This window comes from Janibacter sp. HTCC2649, from assembly GCF_000152705.1.
Lineage (GTDB): Bacteria > Actinomycetota > Actinomycetes > Actinomycetales > Dermatophilaceae > Knoellia.
This window is the reverse complement of sequence record NZ_CH672413.1, coordinates 639,595-659,540: the sequence shown is the minus strand read 5'-3', so window position 1 is coordinate 659,540 and position 19,946 is coordinate 639,595. Positions and strand designations below refer to the sequence as shown.

The following is a 19,946-nucleotide window of genomic DNA, read 5'->3' as shown; positions in this document are numbered from 1 at the left end:
GCTCAGCTGCTGGGCTGAGCGGGCTCCTCCGGGTCCGCGTCGGGGTCGGTCTCGGAGTCGGGCTCGCCACCGGTGTCGGCGTCGTGCTCGGCGAGGTCCTGGTCGGTGGCTTCCTCACCGCTGACCTGAGCCTCGGCCGACAGGGTCGTGGGGTCGAGGTCGGGGTCGGCGAGGGAGTCGGCCGTGTGCGTTCCCGGCTGGGCCTGCTTGGTCATGGTCTCGAGCTCGTTCATGACCACACCGTGCTGGTCGACACAGACGACGACGATGTCACCGGGGTTGGCGCGAGCCATGACGTGGCGCACGGCCGACAGCTCCTCGGTGACGACCTCGACCTGGCGGCAGCGAGCTCCGTCGGCCATGGCAGCCTTGGCGCCCTCAGCAACAAGACCTGCCGTCTCACCGGGCTTGCGACCACGCAGTCGCTCGTCCTCGCGGACGACCATGACGTCGAAGTGGTGCGCGGCGATCGAGCCCAGCTCGCGCATGTCCTCGTCGCGCCGGTCACCCGCGGTGGCGATGACGGCGAGACGCGAGATCTTGCCGAGTTCGCTCGACCCGGCCTTCGCGTCGGCGTAGCGCTCGACGAAGTCGCCGAGCACCTTCATGCCCGGAGCGTTGTGGCAGTAGTCCACGATGACGTCGATGTTGTTGACGTTGACCTGGTTCATGCGGCCGGGGGAGAGGTAGTAGCTCGTCGAGAAGGTGCGCAGTCCCTGACGGATCTCGTGCAGCCCCGTGCCGACTGCGAACGCCGCGCCGGCGGCGGCCATGGCATTGGCCACGTTGAACATCGCCGTGCCGCCGAACGTGGCCGGCAGAAGGTGGGTCCAGGCGAGCTGCATCGCGCGACGGCCGTGCCGGATGACGATCATGTCGCCCTTGTCGGACGGCTCCAGCACGATCGCTCGGCCACCGCGACGGCAGTGGTCGTCGACGAACTCCCGCACGGCCGACCCGGGAGGCGACATCGTGAACCACACGATGGACCCCGAGCAGCGCTTGCGCATCTTGCGCACCAGCGGGTCATCGGCGTTCAGCACGGCAAAACCGTTGCGGGGCACCGCTTCCACGATGACGGCCTTGACGTCGGCCAGCTGCTCGACAGTGTTGATCCCGCGCAGTCCGAGGTGGTCGGGCGCCACGTTCGTGACCACGGCGACGTCGTTGCGGTCGTAGCCCAGGCCCTCGCGCAGGATGCCGCCGCGGGCGACCTCCATCACCGCGAAGTCGACGCGGGGGTTCTGGAGAACCATGCGGGCAGACTTGGGCCCAGAGGCGTCGGCCTTGAAGACGAGCCGCTCGTCGACGACGATGCCGTCGGTCGACGTCATGCCGACCTTGCGCCCGACACCCTTCATGATGTGCGCGATCATGCGCGACGTGGTCGTCTTGCCGTTGGTCCCGGTGACCGCCACGATCGGCACACGCGATGGCGAGCCCGGCGCGAAGAGCAGGTCGACGACGGGCTTTGCGATGAACTGCGGCTCGCCGACGGTGGGGTGGGTGTGCATCCGGAATCCGGGTGCCGCGTTGACCTCGCAGATCGCGCCGCCGGTCTCTCGCACGGGGGAGGCGATGTCGGGACAGATGAAGTCGATGCCGGCGACGTCGAGCCCGACCATGCGGGCCGCCTCCTCGGCGATCTCCACGTTGTCCGGGTGTGCGTCAAAGGTCCGGTCGACCGAGATGCCACCCGTCGACATGTTGCCGGTGAGGGCGAGCTTGACCATGGTGCCCTGGGGCGGGACGTCGCCCATCGCGAAGCCCTGGTCGCGAACGAGCGACTCCGCGGTCTGGTCGACCTTGATGCGGGTGAGGACCTTCTCGTGGCCCACTCCTCGCCGCGGGTCGGCGTTGGTGATCTCGACGAGCTCGGTGACGGTGTGCTCTCCGTCGCCGACGACGTGTGCCGGGACGCGCTCGGCGATGGCCTGCATCCGGCCACCGACGATGAGGCAGCGGTAGTCCTTGCCGGTGATGTGGGACTCGACGATGACGTTGCCGCGCCGGGACTCCCCACGAGCGACGACGAAGGCTTCGCGCACCTCGTCATCGGTCGTGAGGTCGAGGCACACCCCCCGTCCGTGGTTGCCGTCCAGCGGCTTGAGCACGACCGGGAATCCGATTCGGCGCGCTGCAGCGACGGCATCCTCGGGACCACGCACGGTCTCCTGCTTCGGCACGGGGAGCCCGGCGGAGCCCAGCAGCCTGGTGGTCATGTCCTTGTCGCCGGCGATGTCGACGGCGAGCGCGCCGGTCTTGGACGTCATCGTGGCGCGGATGCGTTGCGCGTGGACGCCCTGACCGAGCTGGACGAGGCTGCCGCTGTTGAGACGGATGTAGGGGATGTCGCGGCTGACGGCTTCTTCGAGGATCGCGGCCGTCGACGGTCCGAAGCCCGTGCGCTCGGCGCGGCGCAGGAACGCCTCGAGGGCGGTGTTGAAGTCGAAGTCCTCCTCGGCCCGGACGAGGTGGTTGACGAGTCGCACGGCGAGCTTGCCCGCGGCCAGTCCCACGCCTTCGTCCGTGTAGCCGTAGACGACGTTGTAGCGGCCGGGGTGCTCCTTGACCATGCGCGTCTTGCCACGCCGCTGGTCGTGTCCCGCCTCCTGCTGGAGCTGGAGGGCGACGTGCTCACTCACGTGTCCGAGCCACGTGCCTTCGCGAAGCCGCTGGATGAACCCGCCCTTGACGCCACGGGAGCAGGTGTGGTTCTCGAGCCCGGGCAGCAGCTCGAGGAGCTGGTCAGTGAAGCCCTCGAGGAGGTCCGTGGGGTACTGCTCGAGGATGCCGAGGTCCACGATGAGGTGGATCGCCGGATCGTAGGACCAGATGTTGCCGCCGCGATAGATCCGCGACTCGACGATCGTGAGCTCAGGTACGGCGGGGCCGGTGGGGGTGGGGCGGTCCTCGGTCATCGGACTCCTCGGTGCTGGCAGGGGCGGAGCGGGGTGCTGCGGGTGGAGCTGGTCAGGACTTCGCTGTGGCGAGAGTGACGCCGACGTCGCCGTGCTGCTCGACGAAGTCGACGAGGGTGGCCGACATCAGGTCGAAGGTGGCGCCTGCGGGAAGAGTGTGGATGACGGCGCCCGACACGAGGAGGGGGGCCCCGCGGCGGGCGTCCGGTGCGTCGGTGGTGATGTCGCGGCAGTTCATGACGATGACGCCTCCGCGGCCGTGCACCGTGAAGCGCGAGCCGTCGGTGACCTCGATGGCGGTGTCCTCGTCGATGCCGATGCCGAGCAGGCTGGGCGAGGCGGCGACGACGGACAGCAGGCGTCCGTAGCGGGCTCGCTGGGCGAAGTGCTGGTCGACGATGACACCCTTGACGAGGCCGATGCCGGCGCTGACCTGGCTGGCGCGCTGGACTGGCGTGATGCCTTCGTCACCCATGGAGATCATGAACTCGCTCATGATCGAGGCACCGGCCGACGTGCCCGCGACGACGGCACCGCGAGCGTGGGCGCGGTGCAGCGCATCACCGAGCGGCGTGCCCGGGAAGTACTGCGAGAGGCGGAGCTGGGAACCGCCGCTCATGAAGATGCCGGTGGCCTGGTCGAGCAGGGCCACGGCGTGGGGGTCGTGGGCCTCCTGGCGGGACTGCGGGTTGACGACGTCGACGTCCTCGACGCCAAAGCGGGTGAACACCTCGCGATAGGAGGCGACGACCTCGTCCTGGAAGGACGAGGCGGTGGGGATCACGACGAGGCGCGCGCGTCGACCACCGCTGATTCGGACGAACCGACGCAGCAGTGCTGCCCGGCCGACGCGGTCTTCGGCGCCGCCGATGATGAACAGCGTCGGGGTGGTGGACGGGTAGCGGGGCATTGGACCAGCCTAGGAGGTGTCAGCCGTGCTCGACGGCAGGCGCGGGTGTCGGTGTGCCGTCAGCGTCGTCGGCCTCCTCGATCTCCTCCCGGGTGATCCCGAGAAGGTGGAGTACTGCGTCAAGATAGGGCACGTTGACTGCGGTGTCAGCCTGCTCACGCACAACCGGCTTGGCATTGAACGCGATCCCGAGCCCGGCTGTCGCCAGCATATCGAGGTCGTTGGCACCATCCCCGATGGCGACGGTGCGCGCCAGCGGGAGACCGGCGGCCTCTGCGAACTCGCGCAGGGCGCTGGCTTTGCCCTCTCGGTCCACGACCGCTCCGAGCACTCGACCGGTGAGCTTTCCGTCAACGACCTCGAGGCGGTTGGCCCGGGCGTGGTCGATGCCGAGTTCGTCGGCGATGGGCTGGACGATCTCGATGAAGCCGCCGGAGACCAGGGCCACGGTGAACCCGAGGCGCTTGAGGGTCCGGACGAGCGTGCGCGCCCCGGGGGTGAGGCGCACCGCGGCCCGCACCTCCTCGAGGACGGACTCGTCGAGTCCGGCCAGGGTCGCGACGCGGGCGTGCAGGCTGTCGGCGAAGTCGAGCTCACCGGCCATCGCCCGCTCGGTCACCGCGGCCACCTCGGCCTCTCGACCGGCGTGGTGGGCGAGCATCTCGATGACTTCGTCCTGGATGAGGGTCGAGTCGACATCCATGACGACCAGGCGCCGCCCACGGCGGGCGAGCCCGGCGGGGGACACGGCGATGTCGACCTGCTCCTTGGCCGCGACCAGGGCAAGCTCTCGTCGCAGCGCGTCGAGGTCGGCGCCACTGACGTCGAGCTCGAGGGTGGTCACGGGATAGCGCGAGAGACGTCGGATGCGGTCGATGTTCGCGCCGTGCGCCGCGACCGAGCGTGAGATGGCCGCGACGGAGTGGGCGCGCAGGGGTGCTCCGAGGACGACGACGGCCGCCCGTCCGGTGGGGCGGCGGCGGTTGTCACCGCGCCCCTTGGCCACGCTGACGGCCAGTCCGAGCTCCTCGCCGACGGCGGTCACGACGTCGCGCAACGCCTTCGCCGTGCCACCGGGGGCCAGCAGGACCGCGAGGGTGAGCTGGCCACGAACGACCACCTGCTCCAGGTCGAGGACGACAGCCCCCGTGGGTGCGATGGCGTCGAACAACGTGCTGGTCACGCCCGGTCGGTCCTCGCCGGTCAGCGTCACGAGCAGGGTCGACGGGAGTTTGGGCTCCTGCCCGTCAGGGGCCAGATGGGTGGTCACTGGCACAGGCTAGGAGTTCACCGCATCACGCCACGCGAGCAGATCACGGACCGGACCGAGGTCGTGGTCCGGACCGTTCAGTCCGGTGGTGAACAAACGGGTGCCCACGGCATACAGGGCCTGCGCGCCTGCGGCGTAGTCCTTGACGTCCTCGGGAAGCCGGCCCGGCGTCGGGCTGACTCCGGCGGAGCGGGTGATCGAGGACGGGTCGCGACCCACGCGGGCGCACCACTCGTCGAGGACGGCGTGCTTGTGGCCGATCGTCTCGGGGTCGCCGAAGCCGTGCCAGATGTCGGCCTGCTCAGCGACGATGCGCAATGTCTTGCGTTCTCCGCCGCCACCGACGAGCACCGGAATCTGACGCGTGGGTGCGGGGTTGAGCTTGCCCCAGCGCTCCTTGATGAGCGGCAGGTCTCGGTCGAGGGCGTTCAATCGTCCACCGGCAGAACCGAATTCGTAGCCGTACTCGTCGTAGTCGCGCTCGAACCACCCTGACCCGATGCCGAGAATGAGCCGGCCCTCGCCGCCTCGCGCCGAGATGTGGTCGACGGTGCGAGCCATGTCGGCGAGCAGCTGCGGGTTGCGATAGGAGTTGCACGTGACGAGGGCGCCGATCTCGACGCGCTCGGTCGCCTCGGCCCAGGCGGCGAGCATCGACCAGCACTCGAAGTGGGCCCCGTCGGGGTCACCGTTCAAGGGATAGAAGTGATCCCAGTTGAAGAGGACGTCAACGCCCATTTCTTCCAACGTCGCGCACGTGCGCCGGATGTCGGCGTATGCCGCGTGCTGCGGCTGGATCTGTACGCCGATGCGCGCTGCGCTCACGACTCGAGCACCGTTCCCTTGCCGACGATGGTGATGCCGGACTCGGTGACGGTGAAACCACGCGCCCGGTCGTGCTCCGCGTCGAAGCCGATCGAGGTGTTCTCGGGGAGGTGGACGTTCTTGTCGATGATGGCCCGACGCACCCGGCAGTTGCGACCGACGTCGACGCCGTCCAGGAGCACGGAGTCGTCGACCTCCGAATAACTGTGGACGCGGACGTCGGGGGAGACGATCGAGGACGAGACCCGGGCGCCACTGATGATGACGCCGGGGGAGACCATCGAGTTCAGGGCCTCGCCGAACCGGCCGGACGCCCCGTGGACGAACTTCGCCGGCGGGTAGGGGCCATAGCTCGTGAACAACGGCCAGTCGAAGTTGTAGAGGTTGAAGATCGGGTGGATCGAGATGAGGTCCATGTGGGCGTCGAAGTAGGAGTCGAGCGTCCCGACGTCGCGCCAGTAGCCCTTGTCACGGTCCGTCCCACCCGGGATGACGTTCTTCTTGAAGTCATAGGTGTAGGCGGCGCCCTGCTTGACGAGCGCCGGCACGATGTCGCCACCCATGTCGTGGGTGCTGTCGGGATCCTCGGAGTCGCGGGTGACGGCGTCCTGGAGCACGTCCGCGTCGAACACGTAGTTGCCCATCGACGCGAGGATCTCGTCGGGGGAGTCGGGCAGGCCATCGGGGTCCGTGGGCTTCTCGCGGAAGGCCTTGATGCGCGTGTGGTCGTCGGCCTCGACCTCGATGACGCCGAACTGGTCGGACATCCCGATCGGCTGGCGGATCGCGGCCACGGTGACTCCCGCGCCGGACTCGATGTGCTGGTCGACCATCTGCGAGAAGTCCATGCGGTAGACGTGGTCGGCGCCCACGACGACGACGATGTCGGGCTTCTCGTCGGTGATCGTGTTCATGCTCTGGAAGATCGCGTCCGCGCTGCCCTGGTACCAGGACTTGTCCACGCGCTGCTGGGCCGGGATCGGGGCGACGTAGTTGCCCAGCATCGTCGACATGCGCCACGTCTTGGTGACGTGCCGGTCGAGGCTGTGCGACTTGTACTGCGTCAGCACGACGATCTTGAGATAGCCGGAGTTCACGACATTGCTCAGGGCGAAGTCGATGAGCCGATAGATGCCGCCGAACGGCACTGCTGGCTTGGCCCTGTCGGCGGTGAGAGGCATGAGTCGCTTGCCCTCTCCACCTGCAAGGACGATGACGAGAACCTTGGGTCCACCGCTGCGGTATGCCATGACGCCAACCTAGTGGACCTCGTCCACGGATGTGATCGGCGTCTCAACAACGGTTCGTCGGCGCTAGGGTCGTCACGTGCGCGTCGACATCCTCAGCAAGGAGTACCCCCCGACTATCTACGGCGGGGCGGGGGTGCACGTTGCCGAGCTGACCCGGGCCCTGCGAGAACGCGGTGACATCGATGTTCGGGTCCGGGCCTTCGGCCCTCCTCGTGACGAGGAGGGGACGACGGGGTATGCCGACCTGCCGGCTCTTGCGGGAGCGAACCCTGCGCTCGTGACGATGGGCGTGGACCTCGCCATCGCGGCCGAGTGCGGTGGGACCGATCTCGTGCACTCCCACACCTGGTACGCCAACTTCGCCGGGCACACGGCCTCGCTCCTCGAGGGTGTGCCGCATGTCGTCAGCGCCCACAGCCTCGAGCCGATGCGTCCGTGGAAGGCCGAGCAGCTGGGTGGCGGTTACCGCCTGTCCTCGTGGATCGAGCGAACGGCATACGAAGGCGCTGCTGCGGTGATCGCGGTGAGCCACGGGATGCGCAAGGACGTCCTGCGCAGCTATCCCTCCATCGACCCGGCCAAGGTCAAGGTCGTGCACAACGGGATCGACAGTGAGCTGTGGAAGCGCGCGGAGGACCCCGACACGGTCCGTCGGCACGGCGTGGACCCCGATCGTCCGAGCGTCATCTTCGTCGGACGGATCACCCGCCAGAAGGGCCTGCCCTATCTGCTGAGGGCTGTTGCCGAGCTGCCGCCCGAGGTGCAGATCGTGCTCCTCGCGGGCGCGCCGGACACCCCCGAGATCAAGGCAGAGGTCGAGCAGCTGATCGATGACCTTCGCACGACCCGCGACGGCGTGGTGTGGGTGCCCGAGATGCTGCCGCGGGCCGAAGTCATCGCACTGCTCTCTGCCGCGACGGTGTTCGTCTGCCCATCGGTCTATGAACCTCTCGGCATCGTCAACCTCGAGGCCATGGCGTGCGACCTCCCCGTCGTCGCCACGGCGACCGGGGGCATCCCCGAGGTCGTCGTCGACGGTGAGACCGGCTGGCTCGTCCCCATCGACCAGGTGCAGGACGGCTCCGGCACCCCGGTTGACCCCGACAGGTTCGTCGCTGACCTCGCCAGCGCCCTCAACGCCGCCGTGTCAGACCCCGAGCGAGCAGCTCGGTTCGGGAAGGCAGGGCGCGCTCGGGCCGTGGAGTCGTTCTCCTGGGCGCGAATTGGTGATGAGACCCTCGCGGTCTATCGCGACGTCCTGGGGTGAGCGACAGCGGCGACGCCAGCGTTCGCCGCATCCACGAGAGCTCGTTCGGCCACGCGCCGAAGGTCTCGCAGCAGGTCGAGTCGCCGCTGCTGGGTCCACCCATCCGGCCCGTCCTGAGGTCCGTCGAGTCCGGCGGCAGCCGCCGTGCTGATCGCTGCCGCGAAGGTGATGGCGCGCAGCGCCTGACCCGGGAGTTCATCGGGCAGGGCCCAGGCACCCGGGCGCGGCATCGCCTCTCGGGCTGAGACGGCGTCAAAGGGCTGGCCTCCGAGCGCGTCGAGCTGATCGGTCATCTCGAGGACTGTCGTCGTGAGCATCCGGATGGACTCGCGCGGGTCGAGTGCCTCGACCCGGTGGGTGGGGACGGGATCGCAGTCGTATGCCGTCCAGTCCAGTCGCGTGCCCGTGTCGGGTCCGGTCGCCCCCGGCGCGCCGAACGTCGACAGGGTCGGGACGAGAAGTGCGCCGAGCCCGGGAGCAATGAGGCACTCCTCGGCCTCGACAGCGGCTTCGCGCGCCTCGGCTTGGCACCTCGGAAGGCTGGTGGTGTCACCGCTCGTGGGCAGGGCCACGAGAACGGTGCGTTCGCCCAGGTCGTGCCACAGGTCGAGAGTGTGGATCCCCGATCCGACGGCGTCGATGTCGGGCAGGGCCGACTCGATGGCGCTCTCGAGGGACTCGCCCGTGGTCCACGCGGACGTGACCCACAGCGCGATCCGAACAGATGCGGGCAGCTCGGGCATGCCGTCATCGTAGGCACGCACCGTTCAACTAGGGTTCCCGTCATGAGTGATGTGCTGGCGATGGCCGGTGTGACTGTCGTCCGCGGGGGCGCGACACTGCTCGACGAGATCGACTGGGAGGTCGAGGAGGGCCAGCGCTGGGTCGTCCTCGGACCCAACGGAGCGGGCAAGACGACGCTCCTGCAGCTGGCCTCGGGCCGGATGCACCCCACCCGTGGGGTCGCGGGGATCCTCGGAGAGGTCCTTGGCGCGGTCGACGTCTTCGAGCTGCGTCCGCGCATCGGGTTGGCGTCCGCATCACTTGCCGAACGCATCCCGGGAGACGAGCGGGTGGGCGATGTCGTGGTCACCGCGTCCTACGGTGTCGTCGGCCGCTGGCGCGAGACCTATGACCGGCTCGACCACGCCCGAGCCGGTGAGCTGCTCGCCGCCCTCGGTGCCGCGCATCTGGCCGACCGCACCTACGGCACGCTGTCCGAGGGGGAGCGCAAGCGCGTGCAGATCGCCCGGGCACTCATGACCGACCCCGAGCTCATGCTGCTCGACGAGCCCGCTGCGGGTCTCGACCTCGGCGGTCGCGAAGACCTCGTCGCTCGCCTGGGCGTCATCGCCGGCGACGTCACGGCACCGGCCCTCATCCTCGTCACGCACCACGTCGAGGAGATCCCGCCGAACTTCACCGACGTCCTCCTGCTCCGCGACGGCCGCGTCGTCGCGCAGGGACCCATCGAGATCACCCTCACCGCCGAGAACCTCAGTGCCACGTTCGGGCTCGACCTCCAGCTGGAGAAGCGCGGTTCCCGGTATGCCGCGTGGTCCCGCTGAGCGGTGGGCACCTCATTGTTTCCGACCACTTGCCGTGGTTGAGATGTGCTCCATGGGATCGTTGTGCTTCATGGGTTCGTTGACCTGACAGAGGCCGTCGAAGACGACGGCACGAAAGGGGAGTGTCATGGACTGGCTCACTGATTATCCGTGGGTTGCCTGGGTGGGGGTGGCGCTGATCCTGGCCGCGATCGAGGCGGCCACGGTCGACTTCGTCTTTGTCATGCTTGCCGGCGGCGCGCTCGCCGGTGGACTCGCTGCAGGACTCGGCGGAAACATCGCGGTCCAGGTCATCGTCGCGGTGCTCGTCGCCGCGCTGCTGCTCTTCGTGGTGCGTCCGATCGTCAAGCGCAAGTTCACCGAGGGGGAGCACGACAACACCATCGGGGCCTCCGGCCTCGTGGGTCGTGAGGCCCGAGTCATCCAGACCGTCACCGACACCGACGGGCGCATCAAGCTCGCAGGGGAGACGTGGTCGGCCCGGGTCGCCGAGGGTTCTGAGCCCTTGCGCCCCGGTGACGACGCCCGTGTCATCGCCATTCACGGAGCGACGGCCATCGTCGCCGCCGACCGCCACTGATCGTTAAGGGGAACTCATGATTCAACTCATCATCCTGGGCCTGCTGCTGCTCTTCGCAGTCATCGTCATCGTCCGCACGGTGCGGATCGTGCCGCAGCAGACCGCCCTGATCATCGAGCGCCTCGGGCGCTACCACGCGACCCTCGAGGGCGGCATACATTTCCTTGTCCCGTTCGTCGACAAGGTGCGCGCCAACATCGACCTGCGTGAGCAGGTCGTCTCGTTCCCGCCGCAGCCGGTGATCACGAGCGACAACCTCGTCGTCAACATCGACACGGTCATCTACTACTCCGTCATCGATGCCAAGTCCGCCGTCTATGAGATCGCGAACTTCATCCAGGGCATCGAGCAGCTCACCGTCACCACGCTCCGCAACGTCATCGGTTCGCTCGACCTCGAGCAGACCCTGACGAGCCGTGACCAGATCAACGCGCAGCTGCGTGGTGTCCTCGATGAGGCCACCGGCAAGTGGGGAATCCGCGTCAACCGAGTCGAGCTCAAGGCGATCGACCCGCCCATGTCGATCCAGGAGTCCATGGAGAAGCAGATGAAGGCCGAGCGAGAGCGCCGCGCCATCATTCTCACGGCCGAGGGCGCGAAGCAGTCCAACATCCTCACCGCCGAAGGTGAGAAGCAGAGCCAGATCCTGCGCGCCGAGGGTTCGGCCCAGGCCCGGGTCCTCGAGGCCCAGGGTCAGGCCCGCGCCATCCAGCAGGTCTTCGACGCCATCCACCGCGGCAAGCCGACCCAGAAGCTGCTCGCCTACCAGTACCTCCAGGTGCTGCCGCAGATCGCCCGCGGTGACTCCAACAAGATGTGGATCATCCCGAGCGAACTCACCGACGCCCTCAAGGGCATCGGCGGCATGCTCGGTCGTGGCGAAGGCGGCGGCAGCTTCAACGACGACGACGCCGAGCCGTGGGAGCCGTCCGAAGAGCTGAAGACGGTCTTCGACGACACCGTCCTGGCCGACCCGGCCCAGGCCCTCGCCGAAGCCCGGGGCGAAGCGGGCGAGGCCTCCCGCGAGGCCTCGGACCACGCGAAGCCCCCGGCCCGGCAGCAGCCGCCGCTGACGCCGCCCGCTGACGCCGTTCCCCCGCGGATCCCGCCGGTCGACCCCACCCCGCCCGCAGCCCCGCCGGTCGACCCCACCCCGCCGCGCGAGAGCTGAGGTGGGCGCCGCCGAGGCAGCGCTCATCTTTACGGCCGGCGTCGTCGCCGGCACCATCAACACGGTCGTCGGTTCCGGGACGCTGGTGACGTTCCCGACGCTGCTCTTCTTCGGGTACGCCCCGGTGATGGCGAACGTGTCCAACACCATCGGGCTCGTGGCCGGTGGCCTCACAGGATCGTGGGGCTACCGGCACGAGCTCCGGGGCGCGAAGGGCACCCTGCTGCGGTGGGCCCCGATGTCGCTCATCGGGGGGATCACCGGAGCCGTCCTGCTCCTCGTCCTCGATCCTGCGGCGTTCAGGGCCATCGTGCCCGTCCTCATCGGGCTGGGTGTCCTCCTCGTCGCCTTCGGCCCTCGGCTGACGGCGTGGACCACGGCCCGGCGCGGCTCGGCGGCTCCGCCGGCCCTGGGTGAACACTCGCGGCGGCGCTCGGCCCTGCTCATGTTCTGCGTGTTCGCCGGTGCGATCTACGGCGGCTACTTCGGAGCAGCGCAGGGCGTCATCCTCATGGGCGTCCTCACGACCCTCACGAGCGAGTCCCTGCAGAGTCTCAACGGCATCAAGAACGTCCTGGCCACCATCGTCAACTCCGTTGCTGCCCTGACCTTCATCCTCGTGGCGCCCCAAGAGGTGCACTGGGGTGTGGCCGGACTGATCGCTGCAGGATCCCTGCTCGGTGGTGTCCTCGGCGCCCGAGTGGGTCGCCGTCTCCCGCCGCAGGTCCTGCGAGCAGTCATCATCGTCATCGGTGTGGTCGCGATCGTGCGGATGCTCTGGTTCTCCTGATCCCACCCCGCCCTGGTGATGCATTCGTGTTCTGGGCCCGCACCTCCTAACCTCACCTCGTGCCCATTCGGATCACTGACCCCACCGACGAACGCGTCGCCGACTACGTCTCGCTCACCGACGTGGCCCTCCGTCGGCGCACCGAACCCGAACGCGGCCTCTACATCGCCGAGTCCGAGAAGGTCATCCGGCGCGCGCTGGCGGCAGGACACCGACCGCGGTCGTACCTCATGGCAGAGCGCTGGCTCACCGACCTCGGTGACCTGGTGGCGCAAGCCGAGCAGGACGGCATACCCGTCTTCGTCGCCGACCACGACGTCATCGAAGGCTTCACCGGATTCCACCTCCACCGAGGCACCTTGGCATCAATGCAGCGCCCCGAGCTCAAGTCCGTGGAGGAGGTCGTCGCCGACGCGCGTCGCGTCCTCGTGATCGAGGACGTCGTCGACCACACCAATGTCGGCGCGGTCTTCCGCAGCGCCGCGGCTCTCGGCATGGACGCCGTCCTTGTCACCCCGCGCTGCGCTGACCCGCTCTACCGACGGGCCATCCGGGTGTCGATGGGCACCGTCTTCCAGGTCCCGTGGACTCGCATCGACCCGTGGCCGCGGGGCATCAACCTGTTGCGGGACAGCGGGTTCACCGTCGCAGCCCTCGCACTGTCCGACGATGCGGTGGGCCTTGACGAGCTCGCTGCGAACCCACCGGAGCGACTGGCGCTGGTCCTGGGGACCGAGGGCGACGGGCTCAGCCGGCGCACCGTAGAGGGCGCCGACGTCGTCGTGAAGATCCCAATGGCCGGGGGAGTGGACTCACTCAACGTGGCCGCGGCAGGTGCCGTTGCGGCCTGGGCCCTGCGCCCCCGCTGACCAGAACTGCAGTTCGCGCCCGTCCATGTCGTTGGCGACGGCGCATGCTGCCCCGGCGCCATGTCCCAGCGGGAACGACGTGGATGGACTGTGCCGCGTGATGGCTAGTGGAACCCGTGGGTCGTCGTGAGGGGGAGCGGATTGCCCGCGAGGCTCTCGATGACCGCGCGCTCGTAGTCGGGGATCGGCTCGGGCAGGGCGTCGAAGGCGTGCCAACGGATATCTGCGCACTTCGTCGGTTCGCAGATCCGCGGTTCGCCGTTCCACGTGCGCGCCGACCAGAACCAATCGATGCGCTGCTCAATGGGGCTGTCCGTGCCGTCGGTCCGGTGCATCACGGTGATCAGAGTGAGGTGCTCGGGTCGTAGTCCGATGCCGAGTTCCTCGGACGCCTCACGCACCGCGGCCTCACTCGCCGTCTCGCCGCGCTCGATGTGACCCGCGGCCCCGGCGACCCAGTGGCCGTCCATGTATCCGGTGTTGGCGCGGCACTGGAGCAGAACCTCGTTGTCCCGCAACAGGTAGACGTAGGACGCTGGAACGAGCGCGAACGGGGAGTGGCTCACCGGCATACGCGATTGTGGTTCATCAGCGGACGAGGCGGTCGAGCAGGGCCTGAAGCTCGGCCGCCGGTTCCTCGGCGGTGCCACCGTGCACGCCGGAGGGCTGGAGGACGGTGCTGCGCGGTGCACTGAGCCAGCCGAAGCGCTTGCCCGGCGTCGCGAGCTGGGGACGCCCTCCACCGTCGGTGCCAACGCACACGTCGTCGACGACCGCGAGGGAGGCGATGACGGCGTCGATGTCGAGATCGGGCGCAAAGCAGCGGAGCCGCTCGGCGTCGACGTGGCAGGCAGCCTGGAGGAAGCCGGCGGACTGGGAGAAGAGCACGACTCCCACGTTGAGGCACTCACCACGGTCGACGCGGGGCACGCATTTGAGGACGACGTACTGATAGGGGTGACTCATCGGGTCGCCTCCCACCAGGAGCTCGCGTTCTCGAGTCGTCGAGTGAGGTGGTCGACGTATGCCGCGCGCACCATTGCCGGGTCATCGAGACCGGGTGCCGACTCGAGCCATTCGTCGGGCACGAACGCGACGACCTCGGTCAGGAGATCGGGGGTGACGATGGCGCTGGCCCGGGAGTGGGCCGCAGCCAGGTCGCCGGCAACGTCACGCAGGACGTGCTCGGAGGTGTCGAAGGGCTGGGTGGCGAACCGGCCGGCATCGGCCCCACGGCTGGGCCAGGAGTGGTGGAACCAGATCGCCGCGCCGTGGTCGATGGCCCACACCTCCCGGTTCCAGACGAGCAGGTTGGGGTTGGACCACGTGCGGTCGACGTTGGCGGTGAACGCGTCGAGCCAGACGATGTCGGCGGCCTCGTCAGCGCTCGGCGGTCGCGAACCGTCGTAGCCGAAGGAACCCGGCAGGAAGTCGACGGCCAGGTTGTCGCCCGGACTGGCGTTGAGCAGGTCCTGGACCTCTTCGTCGGCCTCGTAGCGCGCGATGGCTGCGGGCATGTCGATGACGGCCATCTCGGGAACGCGGACGCCGAGCCGTCGAGCGAGCTCGCCGACAATCACCTCGGCCACGAGGACCTTGAGTCCCTGGCCGGCTCCGCGGAACTTCACGACGTACGTGCCGTCGTCCGAGGCCTCGACCAGCCCGGGGAGGGAGCCACCCTCGCGCAGTGGGGTGACGAACCTCGTCGCAGTGATGTGGGGCAGCACGTTCACAGGCTACGGGAGGGACTAGGGTCGAACGGACGTCCACGCGAGGAGATGCATGAGCACGACGCAAGGGCGGCTGCTCGGCGGTCGCTATCGACTTGGTGCCCCTCTGGGGCGAGGCGGCATGGCTGTCGTCTGGCGCGCCGACGACGAGATGCTCGGTCGCGAAGTGGCGGTCAAGACGCTCGACCTCACCGGTCCCGACAGCGACAACGCTGGTGAGCGCTTCCGCCGCGAGGCCCGCGCCACGGCGATGCTCAACCACCCGCACATCGTCACCGTCTACGACACCGGCGTCGAGGACCAGACGGCCTACCTCGTCATGGAACTCCTCCCGGGACCGACGCTCGCCGAAGAGGTGCGCGACTTCGGTCCGCTGCCCATCGACGCGGTCCGCACCATCGGCTACGAAGTGGCCGGAGCGCTCCAGGCCGCGCACGACGCCGGAATCGTCCACCGTGACATCAAGCCCGGAAACATCTCGTATGCCGCGGACGGCACCGTCAAGGTGTTGGACTTCGGCATCACCCAGCTCGTCGACGAAGCGTTGGGCCACCACCAGCTGACCATGACCGACACGATCGTTGGCACGGCCGAGTACCTCGCGCCCGAGCAGGCGATGGGACAGCGCGTCGATGCGCGAGCCGACCTCTATGCCCTGGGCTGCGTTCTCACGACGTTGCTGACCGGTTCACCGCCGTTCACGGCACCGACCCCCGTCGCGATCCTCATGAAGCACGCGCACGACCTGCCCGCGGACGTGAGGGACGCCCGACCCGAAACCCCTGCTGACCTCGCCGGTCTCATCACGGCGCTGCTCGCCAAGGACCCCACGGTGCGTCCGCAGTCAGGGACCGAGGTCGCCCAGTTGCTGCGCTCCCACACGGCGCCGGCCCTGACCGAGGTCCTGCCTCCCGCCGCTGTTGCGGCGCCGACCGCAGTGGTGCCGCGCCAGGAACAGTGGAGCGAACCGGCATACGAGCAGGCCTATGAGCCGGCCTGGGAACCCGAGCCGCGTCGATCGCGTGCCTGGATCTGGCTCCTGCTGCTCGCCGTCGCCCTCGCGGCTGCCGGCATCTGGTACCTCCAGAACCGGGACGATGGCACTGCGGACACGCCGACGTCGTCGACCTCGTCGACGCCGAGCACGACGCCCACGATCGAGTCCACGACGCCGACGCCCACGACAGCCAGTCCGACCCCGACGGTCACGGAGACCAAGACGGAGACGCCGACCCCTTCGGTGACTCCCTCGGTCACACCGTCCGACACGGCCACCCCCGTCACGGATGCGAGCGCCGCCATGAGCGACGCAGTGAGCGCCCTGTCGGCTGACGACCTGGACGCGGACGTGGCCAAGACGATCCAGAGCAAGTTGCGCGACATCGACAAGGCCGTGAAGGCCAAGGATGCAGCGAAGGTGAACTCCCTCGTCGGCGAGATCGAGGGCGAGCTCGACAAGGCCCGGCAGGAGAACAAGCTCACCGAGACCGGAGCTGCTCAGCTCGAGGGCCCGCTCGGCGATCTGGGAGATGCCGCCGACGCGTTCAACCCCTGACCCACGCCTGGTGACGGTACGGTCCGCCCATGGATTCCGCGCTTCTCACGGTCGGCCTGCCGATCCCCCTGGCCGTCATCATGTTCGGACTCGGCCTCTCACTGACCCCCGATGACTTTCGCCGCGTGCGGCAGAGCCCCAAGGCTGTGGGGATCGCGCTCGTCTGCCAGCTGTTGGTCCTTCCCCTGGTGGCCTTCGGCCTCGTCAAGCTGTTCGACCTTGCGCCGCTGCTCGCGGTCGGGTTCATGATCCTGGCAGCCTCACCCGGTGGTACGACGGCCAACCTCTACAGCCACCTGTTCCGTGGCGACGTGGCCCTCAACATCACCCTGACGGCCATCAACTCGGTCATCGCGATCGTCACCCTGCCACTGGTGAGTGGCTGGGCCATCGACCACTTCGTCGACAGGTCGTCCAAGATCGGGCTCCAGTTCGACAAACTGCTGCAGGTCTTCGCGATCGTCCTCATCCCCGTCCTCATCGGGATGTTCGTCCGGCGTCGCTCGCCCGAGTTCGCCAACCGCATGGACCGTCCCGTGCGCACCGCGTCGGCCGTGATGCTGCTCCTCGTCGTCGTCGGTGCGATGTACACCGAGAAGGAGAACATCTCCACCTACCTCGCCGAGGTCGGCCTCATCGCCGCCGTCTTCTGCCTCATCTCGCTCAGCGTCGGCTACGTCGTCCCGCGTCGACTGGGACTCACGGAGGACCAGGCGGTGGCGTGCGGTTTTGAGATCGGGATCCACAACAGCACCCTGGCGATCGCCATGGCCCTCACCGTGATTGGCAATGCGCAGATGTCGGTCCCGTCCGCGGTCTATGGCGTGCTGATGTTCCCCATCGCCGCCGTGTTCGGGATGGTGGTGCGCAACCGCGGGGTCCTCAAGAACGCGGACCAGCCACGGTCAGTGGGCCAGCGCACGCCCTGATGTGCCGCTGGCGAACCCCCGGCTGACGCCACGAGGGCAAAGAGAAGCGCCCCGAGTCCTTGACCTGCAAGGACTCGGGGCGCAGTCTGTGTCCGAGGGGGGACTTGAACCCCCACCCTCTATACGAGGACTAGCACCTCAAGCTAGCGCGTCTGCCATTTCCGCCACCCGGACAGGGTGTTCGCAGCACCCCAAAACGCGGTGTCTGCAACGTGCCGGAACTTTACACGGCATACCGGCCCATCGAGAAATCGGGTCTGCGTCCTATGGTGGAAGGCATGACGCAGACCGCGAACAGCCGCCCGGAGGACGAGGTCGTCGGCATCTGTCAGGACCTCATCCGCATCGACACGTCGAACTACGGAGACGGCTCCGGGCCGGGGGAGCGGGCTGCCGCGGACCACGTTGCCGGGCTCTTCCGCGAGGTCGGCCTGGACCCCGAGATCATCGAGTCCGACCCGGGTCGGGCCTCCGTCGTCGTGCGCATCCCCGGCAAGGATCGCGAACGCGGGGCGCTCTGCATCCATGGTCACCTCGACGTGGTGCCGGCCGATGCCAAGGACTGGGAGGTCGATCCGTTCTCCGGCCTCGAGAAGGACGGGTGCATCTGGGGTCGCGGCGCCGTCGACATGAAGGACATGGACGCGATGATCATCGCCTGCGTCCGGCACATCGCCCGCGAGGGCATCGTGCCGCCGCGCGACCTCGTCATCGCGTTCTTCGCCGACGAGGAGGCGGGGGGACTCAGGGGGTCCCACTTCCTCATCGACACCCGTCCGGACCTCTTCGAGGGTGTCTCGGAGGCGATCAGTGAGGTCGGCGGCTACAGCGTCACCGTGCCCACGGCCGACGGCGGCGAGACCCGTGCCTACCTCCTGCAGACTGCAGAGAAGGGGATCGCCTGGATCCGGCTCACCGCGACCGGACGCGCCGGTCACGGCTCGGTCCCCAATGACGAGAACCCCATTGCCCGCCTCGCCGAGGCGATCAGTCGCCTGGCCGCGCACAAGTGGCCCCGCGAGTACATCCCGTCAGTGCGCACCCTGCTCGACGGTCTGAGCGAACTCACCGGCGTGAGCTACTCCGACGAGGACGCCGAGGAGCTGCTCGAGCACCTCGGCGGCGCTCAGGGCTTCGTCCGCGGCACGCTCCAGGACACGAGCAACGTGACGATGCTCGACGCCGGCTACAAGCACAACGTCATTCCGCAACACGCGAGCGCCAACGTCGACTGTCGCTTCCTGCCCGGTCACGAGGACGAGCTCATGCAGACCGTCAAGGACCTCGTCGGCGAGCACGTGACGATCGAGGTCCTGCACCGCGACATCGCCCTGGACTCGCCCTTCGAGGGCCCGCTCGTGGAGGCCATGGTCGCTGCCCTCAAGGCCGAGGATCCCGAGGCCGAGGTGCTGCCCTACTGCCTGTCCGGCGGCACCGACAACAAGGCGTTGTCACTGCTCGGGATCACGGGCTACGGCTTTGCTCCGCTGCGACTCCCGGCAGATCTCGATTTCGCACCGATGTTCCACGGAATCAACGAGCGCGTGCCCACCGAATCGCTCCGCTTCGGGGCCCGGGTTCTGCAGCGCCTCATCGAGACCAGCTGACCGCCTGCCGAGCTGAACGGCGGCCTTGCCGACCTCCGTTCAGGAGACGCGTCGAGCGCGAATGATCCTGCGCCGCAACCATGTTCGCGTCACACCGCCGATGTAGATGCGCGTGCGGTGCAACTCCCAGTGCCCGTACTCGGCGTGCTCGGTGAGGGCGCGTCGGATGTCACCGCGGCGGGTGTCGCGCCCGAACGACAGGACCCGATACTCGTATTCGACCATCGACCCATTGTGCTTCACGAGGCGCTACCGTTCTGAACTATGAGCGCCGACCCGCGTGCCACCCTTTCCCTCCTCGTCTCCGCCTTCGAACGTCACCTGGAAGCGTGCTCCGGTCGTCGCGGTGAGGACGACCCAACGGTCGCAGCGGCCTACGACGACCTGCTCGACGCGTTCGAGACCTACGACAACGCGCTCTACGAGGCCTTTGGTGAGATGACGCCCCTCGACGTCTACACCGGCGATGACAGTGACGACGAGGACGACGACGACGGGGACGACGACCTCGACGAAGACGATGACGATGACGACGGCGTCTACTCGGGCCTGGACGACGAGGACTTCGATGACGAGTCGGAAGAGTCCGACGCCTCCGACGACGACGGCGGCGCCACGCCCATCGGCAGCCGCAACGGCGACACGCGCCGTCGCTGACCCACCTCGGTGACGGTCGAGCCGCGCTGCGCCACTACGGTTGACGG

20 protein-coding genes and 1 tRNA gene are annotated in these 19,946 nt (G+C 68.3%); 10 read left to right on the top strand and 11 right to left on the bottom strand.

Going from position 1 to position 19,946, the window contains the following annotated elements:
- Positions 1-2 precede the first annotated feature (2 nt).
- The 5 genes from cphA to glgC are packed head-to-tail and all read right to left on the bottom strand — an operon-like array spanning position 3 to position 7,176.
- Entirely contained in the window at positions 3-2,921 is a 2,919-nt protein-coding gene (gene cphA / locus JNB_RS03180; protein WP_009774959.1) for a cyanophycin synthetase, read from the bottom strand.
- 52 nt (positions 2,922-2,973) lie between these two features.
- Complete coding sequence (locus JNB_RS03175; RefSeq protein WP_009774958.1) at positions 2,974-3,831, bottom strand: cyanophycinase; 858 nt, start codon at positions 3,829-3,831, stop codon at positions 2,974-2,976.
- Positions 3,832-3,850: 19 nt separating this feature from the next.
- Entirely contained in the window at positions 3,851-5,101 is a 1,251-nt protein-coding gene (gene serB / locus JNB_RS03170) for a phosphoserine phosphatase SerB (protein WP_009774957.1), read from the bottom strand.
- A 9-nt stretch (positions 5,102-5,110) separates the two neighbouring features.
- On the bottom strand, positions 5,111-5,926 hold the full coding sequence (locus tag JNB_RS03165; RefSeq protein ID WP_040883544.1) for an LLM class F420-dependent oxidoreductase: 816 nt from the start codon (positions 5,924-5,926) through the stop codon (positions 5,111-5,113).
- On the bottom strand, positions 5,923-7,176 hold the full coding sequence (gene glgC, locus JNB_RS03160) for a glucose-1-phosphate adenylyltransferase (RefSeq protein WP_009774955.1): 1,254 nt from the start codon (positions 7,174-7,176) through the stop codon (positions 5,923-5,925). Before glgC ends, JNB_RS03165 begins: the two co-directional genes overlap by 4 nt.
- Positions 7,177-7,252: 76 nt before the next feature.
- On the opposite strand from glgC, the gene glgA reads away from it, so the two are divergent.
- Positions 7,253-8,443 (top strand): glycogen synthase, encoded by a 1,191-nt coding sequence (gene glgA, locus JNB_RS03155; RefSeq protein WP_009774954.1) that lies wholly within the window; start codon positions 7,253-7,255, stop codon positions 8,441-8,443.
- Here the strand turns inward: glgA and JNB_RS03150 are convergent.
- Entirely contained in the window at positions 8,422-9,186 is a 765-nt protein-coding gene (locus tag JNB_RS03150; protein WP_148232297.1) for a hypothetical protein, read from the bottom strand. The two genes, glgA and JNB_RS03150, sit on opposite strands and share 22 nt — an antisense overlap.
- A gap of 42 nt (positions 9,187-9,228) precedes the next feature.
- On the opposite strand from JNB_RS03150, the gene JNB_RS03145 reads away from it, so the two are divergent.
- The 5 genes from JNB_RS03145 to JNB_RS03125 all read left to right on the top strand — a co-directional run bounded on the left by JNB_RS03145 (position 9,229) and on the right by JNB_RS03125 (position 13,421).
- The gene (locus JNB_RS03145; RefSeq protein ID WP_009774952.1) at positions 9,229-10,011 is read left to right on the top strand and encodes an ABC transporter ATP-binding protein; all 783 of its coding nucleotides are present in this window, start codon (positions 9,229-9,231) and stop codon (positions 10,009-10,011) included.
- 127 nt (positions 10,012-10,138) lie between these two features.
- Positions 10,139-10,591 carry an NfeD family protein gene (locus JNB_RS03140; protein WP_009774950.1) on the top strand — a complete coding sequence of 151 codons (453 nt, stop codon included), beginning with the start codon at positions 10,139-10,141 and terminating at the stop codon, positions 10,589-10,591.
- 16 nt (positions 10,592-10,607) lie between these two features.
- Complete coding sequence (locus JNB_RS03135; RefSeq protein WP_009774949.1) at positions 10,608-11,762, top strand: SPFH domain-containing protein; 1,155 nt, start codon at positions 10,608-10,610, stop codon at positions 11,760-11,762.
- A 1-nt stretch (position 11,763) separates the two neighbouring features.
- Positions 11,764-12,552 carry a sulfite exporter TauE/SafE family protein gene (locus tag JNB_RS03130; RefSeq protein WP_009774948.1) on the top strand — a complete coding sequence of 263 codons (789 nt, stop codon included), beginning with the start codon at positions 11,764-11,766 and terminating at the stop codon, positions 12,550-12,552.
- A gap of 59 nt (positions 12,553-12,611) precedes the next feature.
- A complete protein-coding gene (locus tag JNB_RS03125; RefSeq protein WP_009774947.1) occupies positions 12,612-13,421 on the top strand; it encodes an RNA methyltransferase in 810 nt (269 codons plus the stop codon).
- 104 nt (positions 13,422-13,525) lie between these two features.
- Here JNB_RS03125 and JNB_RS03120 read toward each other — a convergent pair whose 3' ends face one another.
- From JNB_RS03120 to JNB_RS03110, 3 genes are read right to left on the bottom strand one after another with little or no spacing between them, the layout of a single operon-like run.
- A complete protein-coding gene (locus tag JNB_RS03120) occupies positions 13,526-13,993 on the bottom strand; it encodes an NUDIX domain-containing protein (RefSeq protein WP_009774946.1) in 468 nt (155 codons plus the stop codon).
- Between the two features lie 16 nt (positions 13,994-14,009).
- A complete protein-coding gene (locus tag JNB_RS03115) occupies positions 14,010-14,387 on the bottom strand; it encodes a DUF3037 domain-containing protein (protein ID WP_040884150.1) in 378 nt (125 codons plus the stop codon).
- Positions 14,384-15,148, bottom strand: coding sequence for a HipA family kinase (locus JNB_RS03110; protein WP_040884148.1), 765 nt, complete (start codon positions 15,146-15,148; stop codon positions 14,384-14,386). Before JNB_RS03110 ends, JNB_RS03115 begins: the two co-directional genes overlap by 4 nt.
- Positions 15,149-15,203: 55 nt before the next feature.
- Between JNB_RS03110 and JNB_RS20250 the strand changes: the two genes are divergently transcribed.
- Positions 15,204-16,706: a serine/threonine-protein kinase gene (locus JNB_RS20250; RefSeq protein WP_050766567.1), complete on the top strand. Its 1,503-nt coding sequence runs from the start codon at positions 15,204-15,206 to the stop codon at positions 16,704-16,706.
- Positions 16,707-16,735: 29 nt separating this feature from the next.
- Positions 16,736-17,635 carry a bile acid:sodium symporter family protein gene (locus tag JNB_RS03100; protein WP_009774942.1) on the top strand — a complete coding sequence of 300 codons (900 nt, stop codon included), beginning with the start codon at positions 16,736-16,738 and terminating at the stop codon, positions 17,633-17,635.
- An 89-nt stretch (positions 17,636-17,724) separates the two neighbouring features.
- Here the strand turns inward: JNB_RS03100 and JNB_RS03095 are convergent.
- Positions 17,725-17,809: transfer RNA gene (locus JNB_RS03095), tRNA-Leu, on the bottom strand.
- 104 nt (positions 17,810-17,913) lie between these two features.
- Here JNB_RS03095 and JNB_RS03090 point away from each other — a divergent pair.
- Positions 17,914-19,242, top strand: a complete 1,329-nt coding sequence (locus JNB_RS03090; protein ID WP_040883541.1) for a M20/M25/M40 family metallo-hydrolase — start codon at positions 17,914-17,916, stop codon at positions 19,240-19,242.
- Between the two features lie 39 nt (positions 19,243-19,281).
- Here the strand turns inward: JNB_RS03090 and JNB_RS03085 are convergent, their stop codons facing one another.
- Positions 19,282-19,467 (bottom strand): DUF5703 family protein, encoded by a 186-nt coding sequence (locus JNB_RS03085; protein WP_040884145.1) that lies wholly within the window; start codon positions 19,465-19,467, stop codon positions 19,282-19,284.
- Positions 19,468-19,506: 39 nt separating this feature from the next.
- On the opposite strand from JNB_RS03085, the gene JNB_RS03080 reads away from it, so the two are divergent.
- Positions 19,507-19,899, top strand: a complete 393-nt coding sequence (locus JNB_RS03080; protein WP_009774939.1) for a hypothetical protein — start codon at positions 19,507-19,509, stop codon at positions 19,897-19,899.
- The last annotated feature ends 47 nt before the right edge of the window (positions 19,900-19,946 follow it).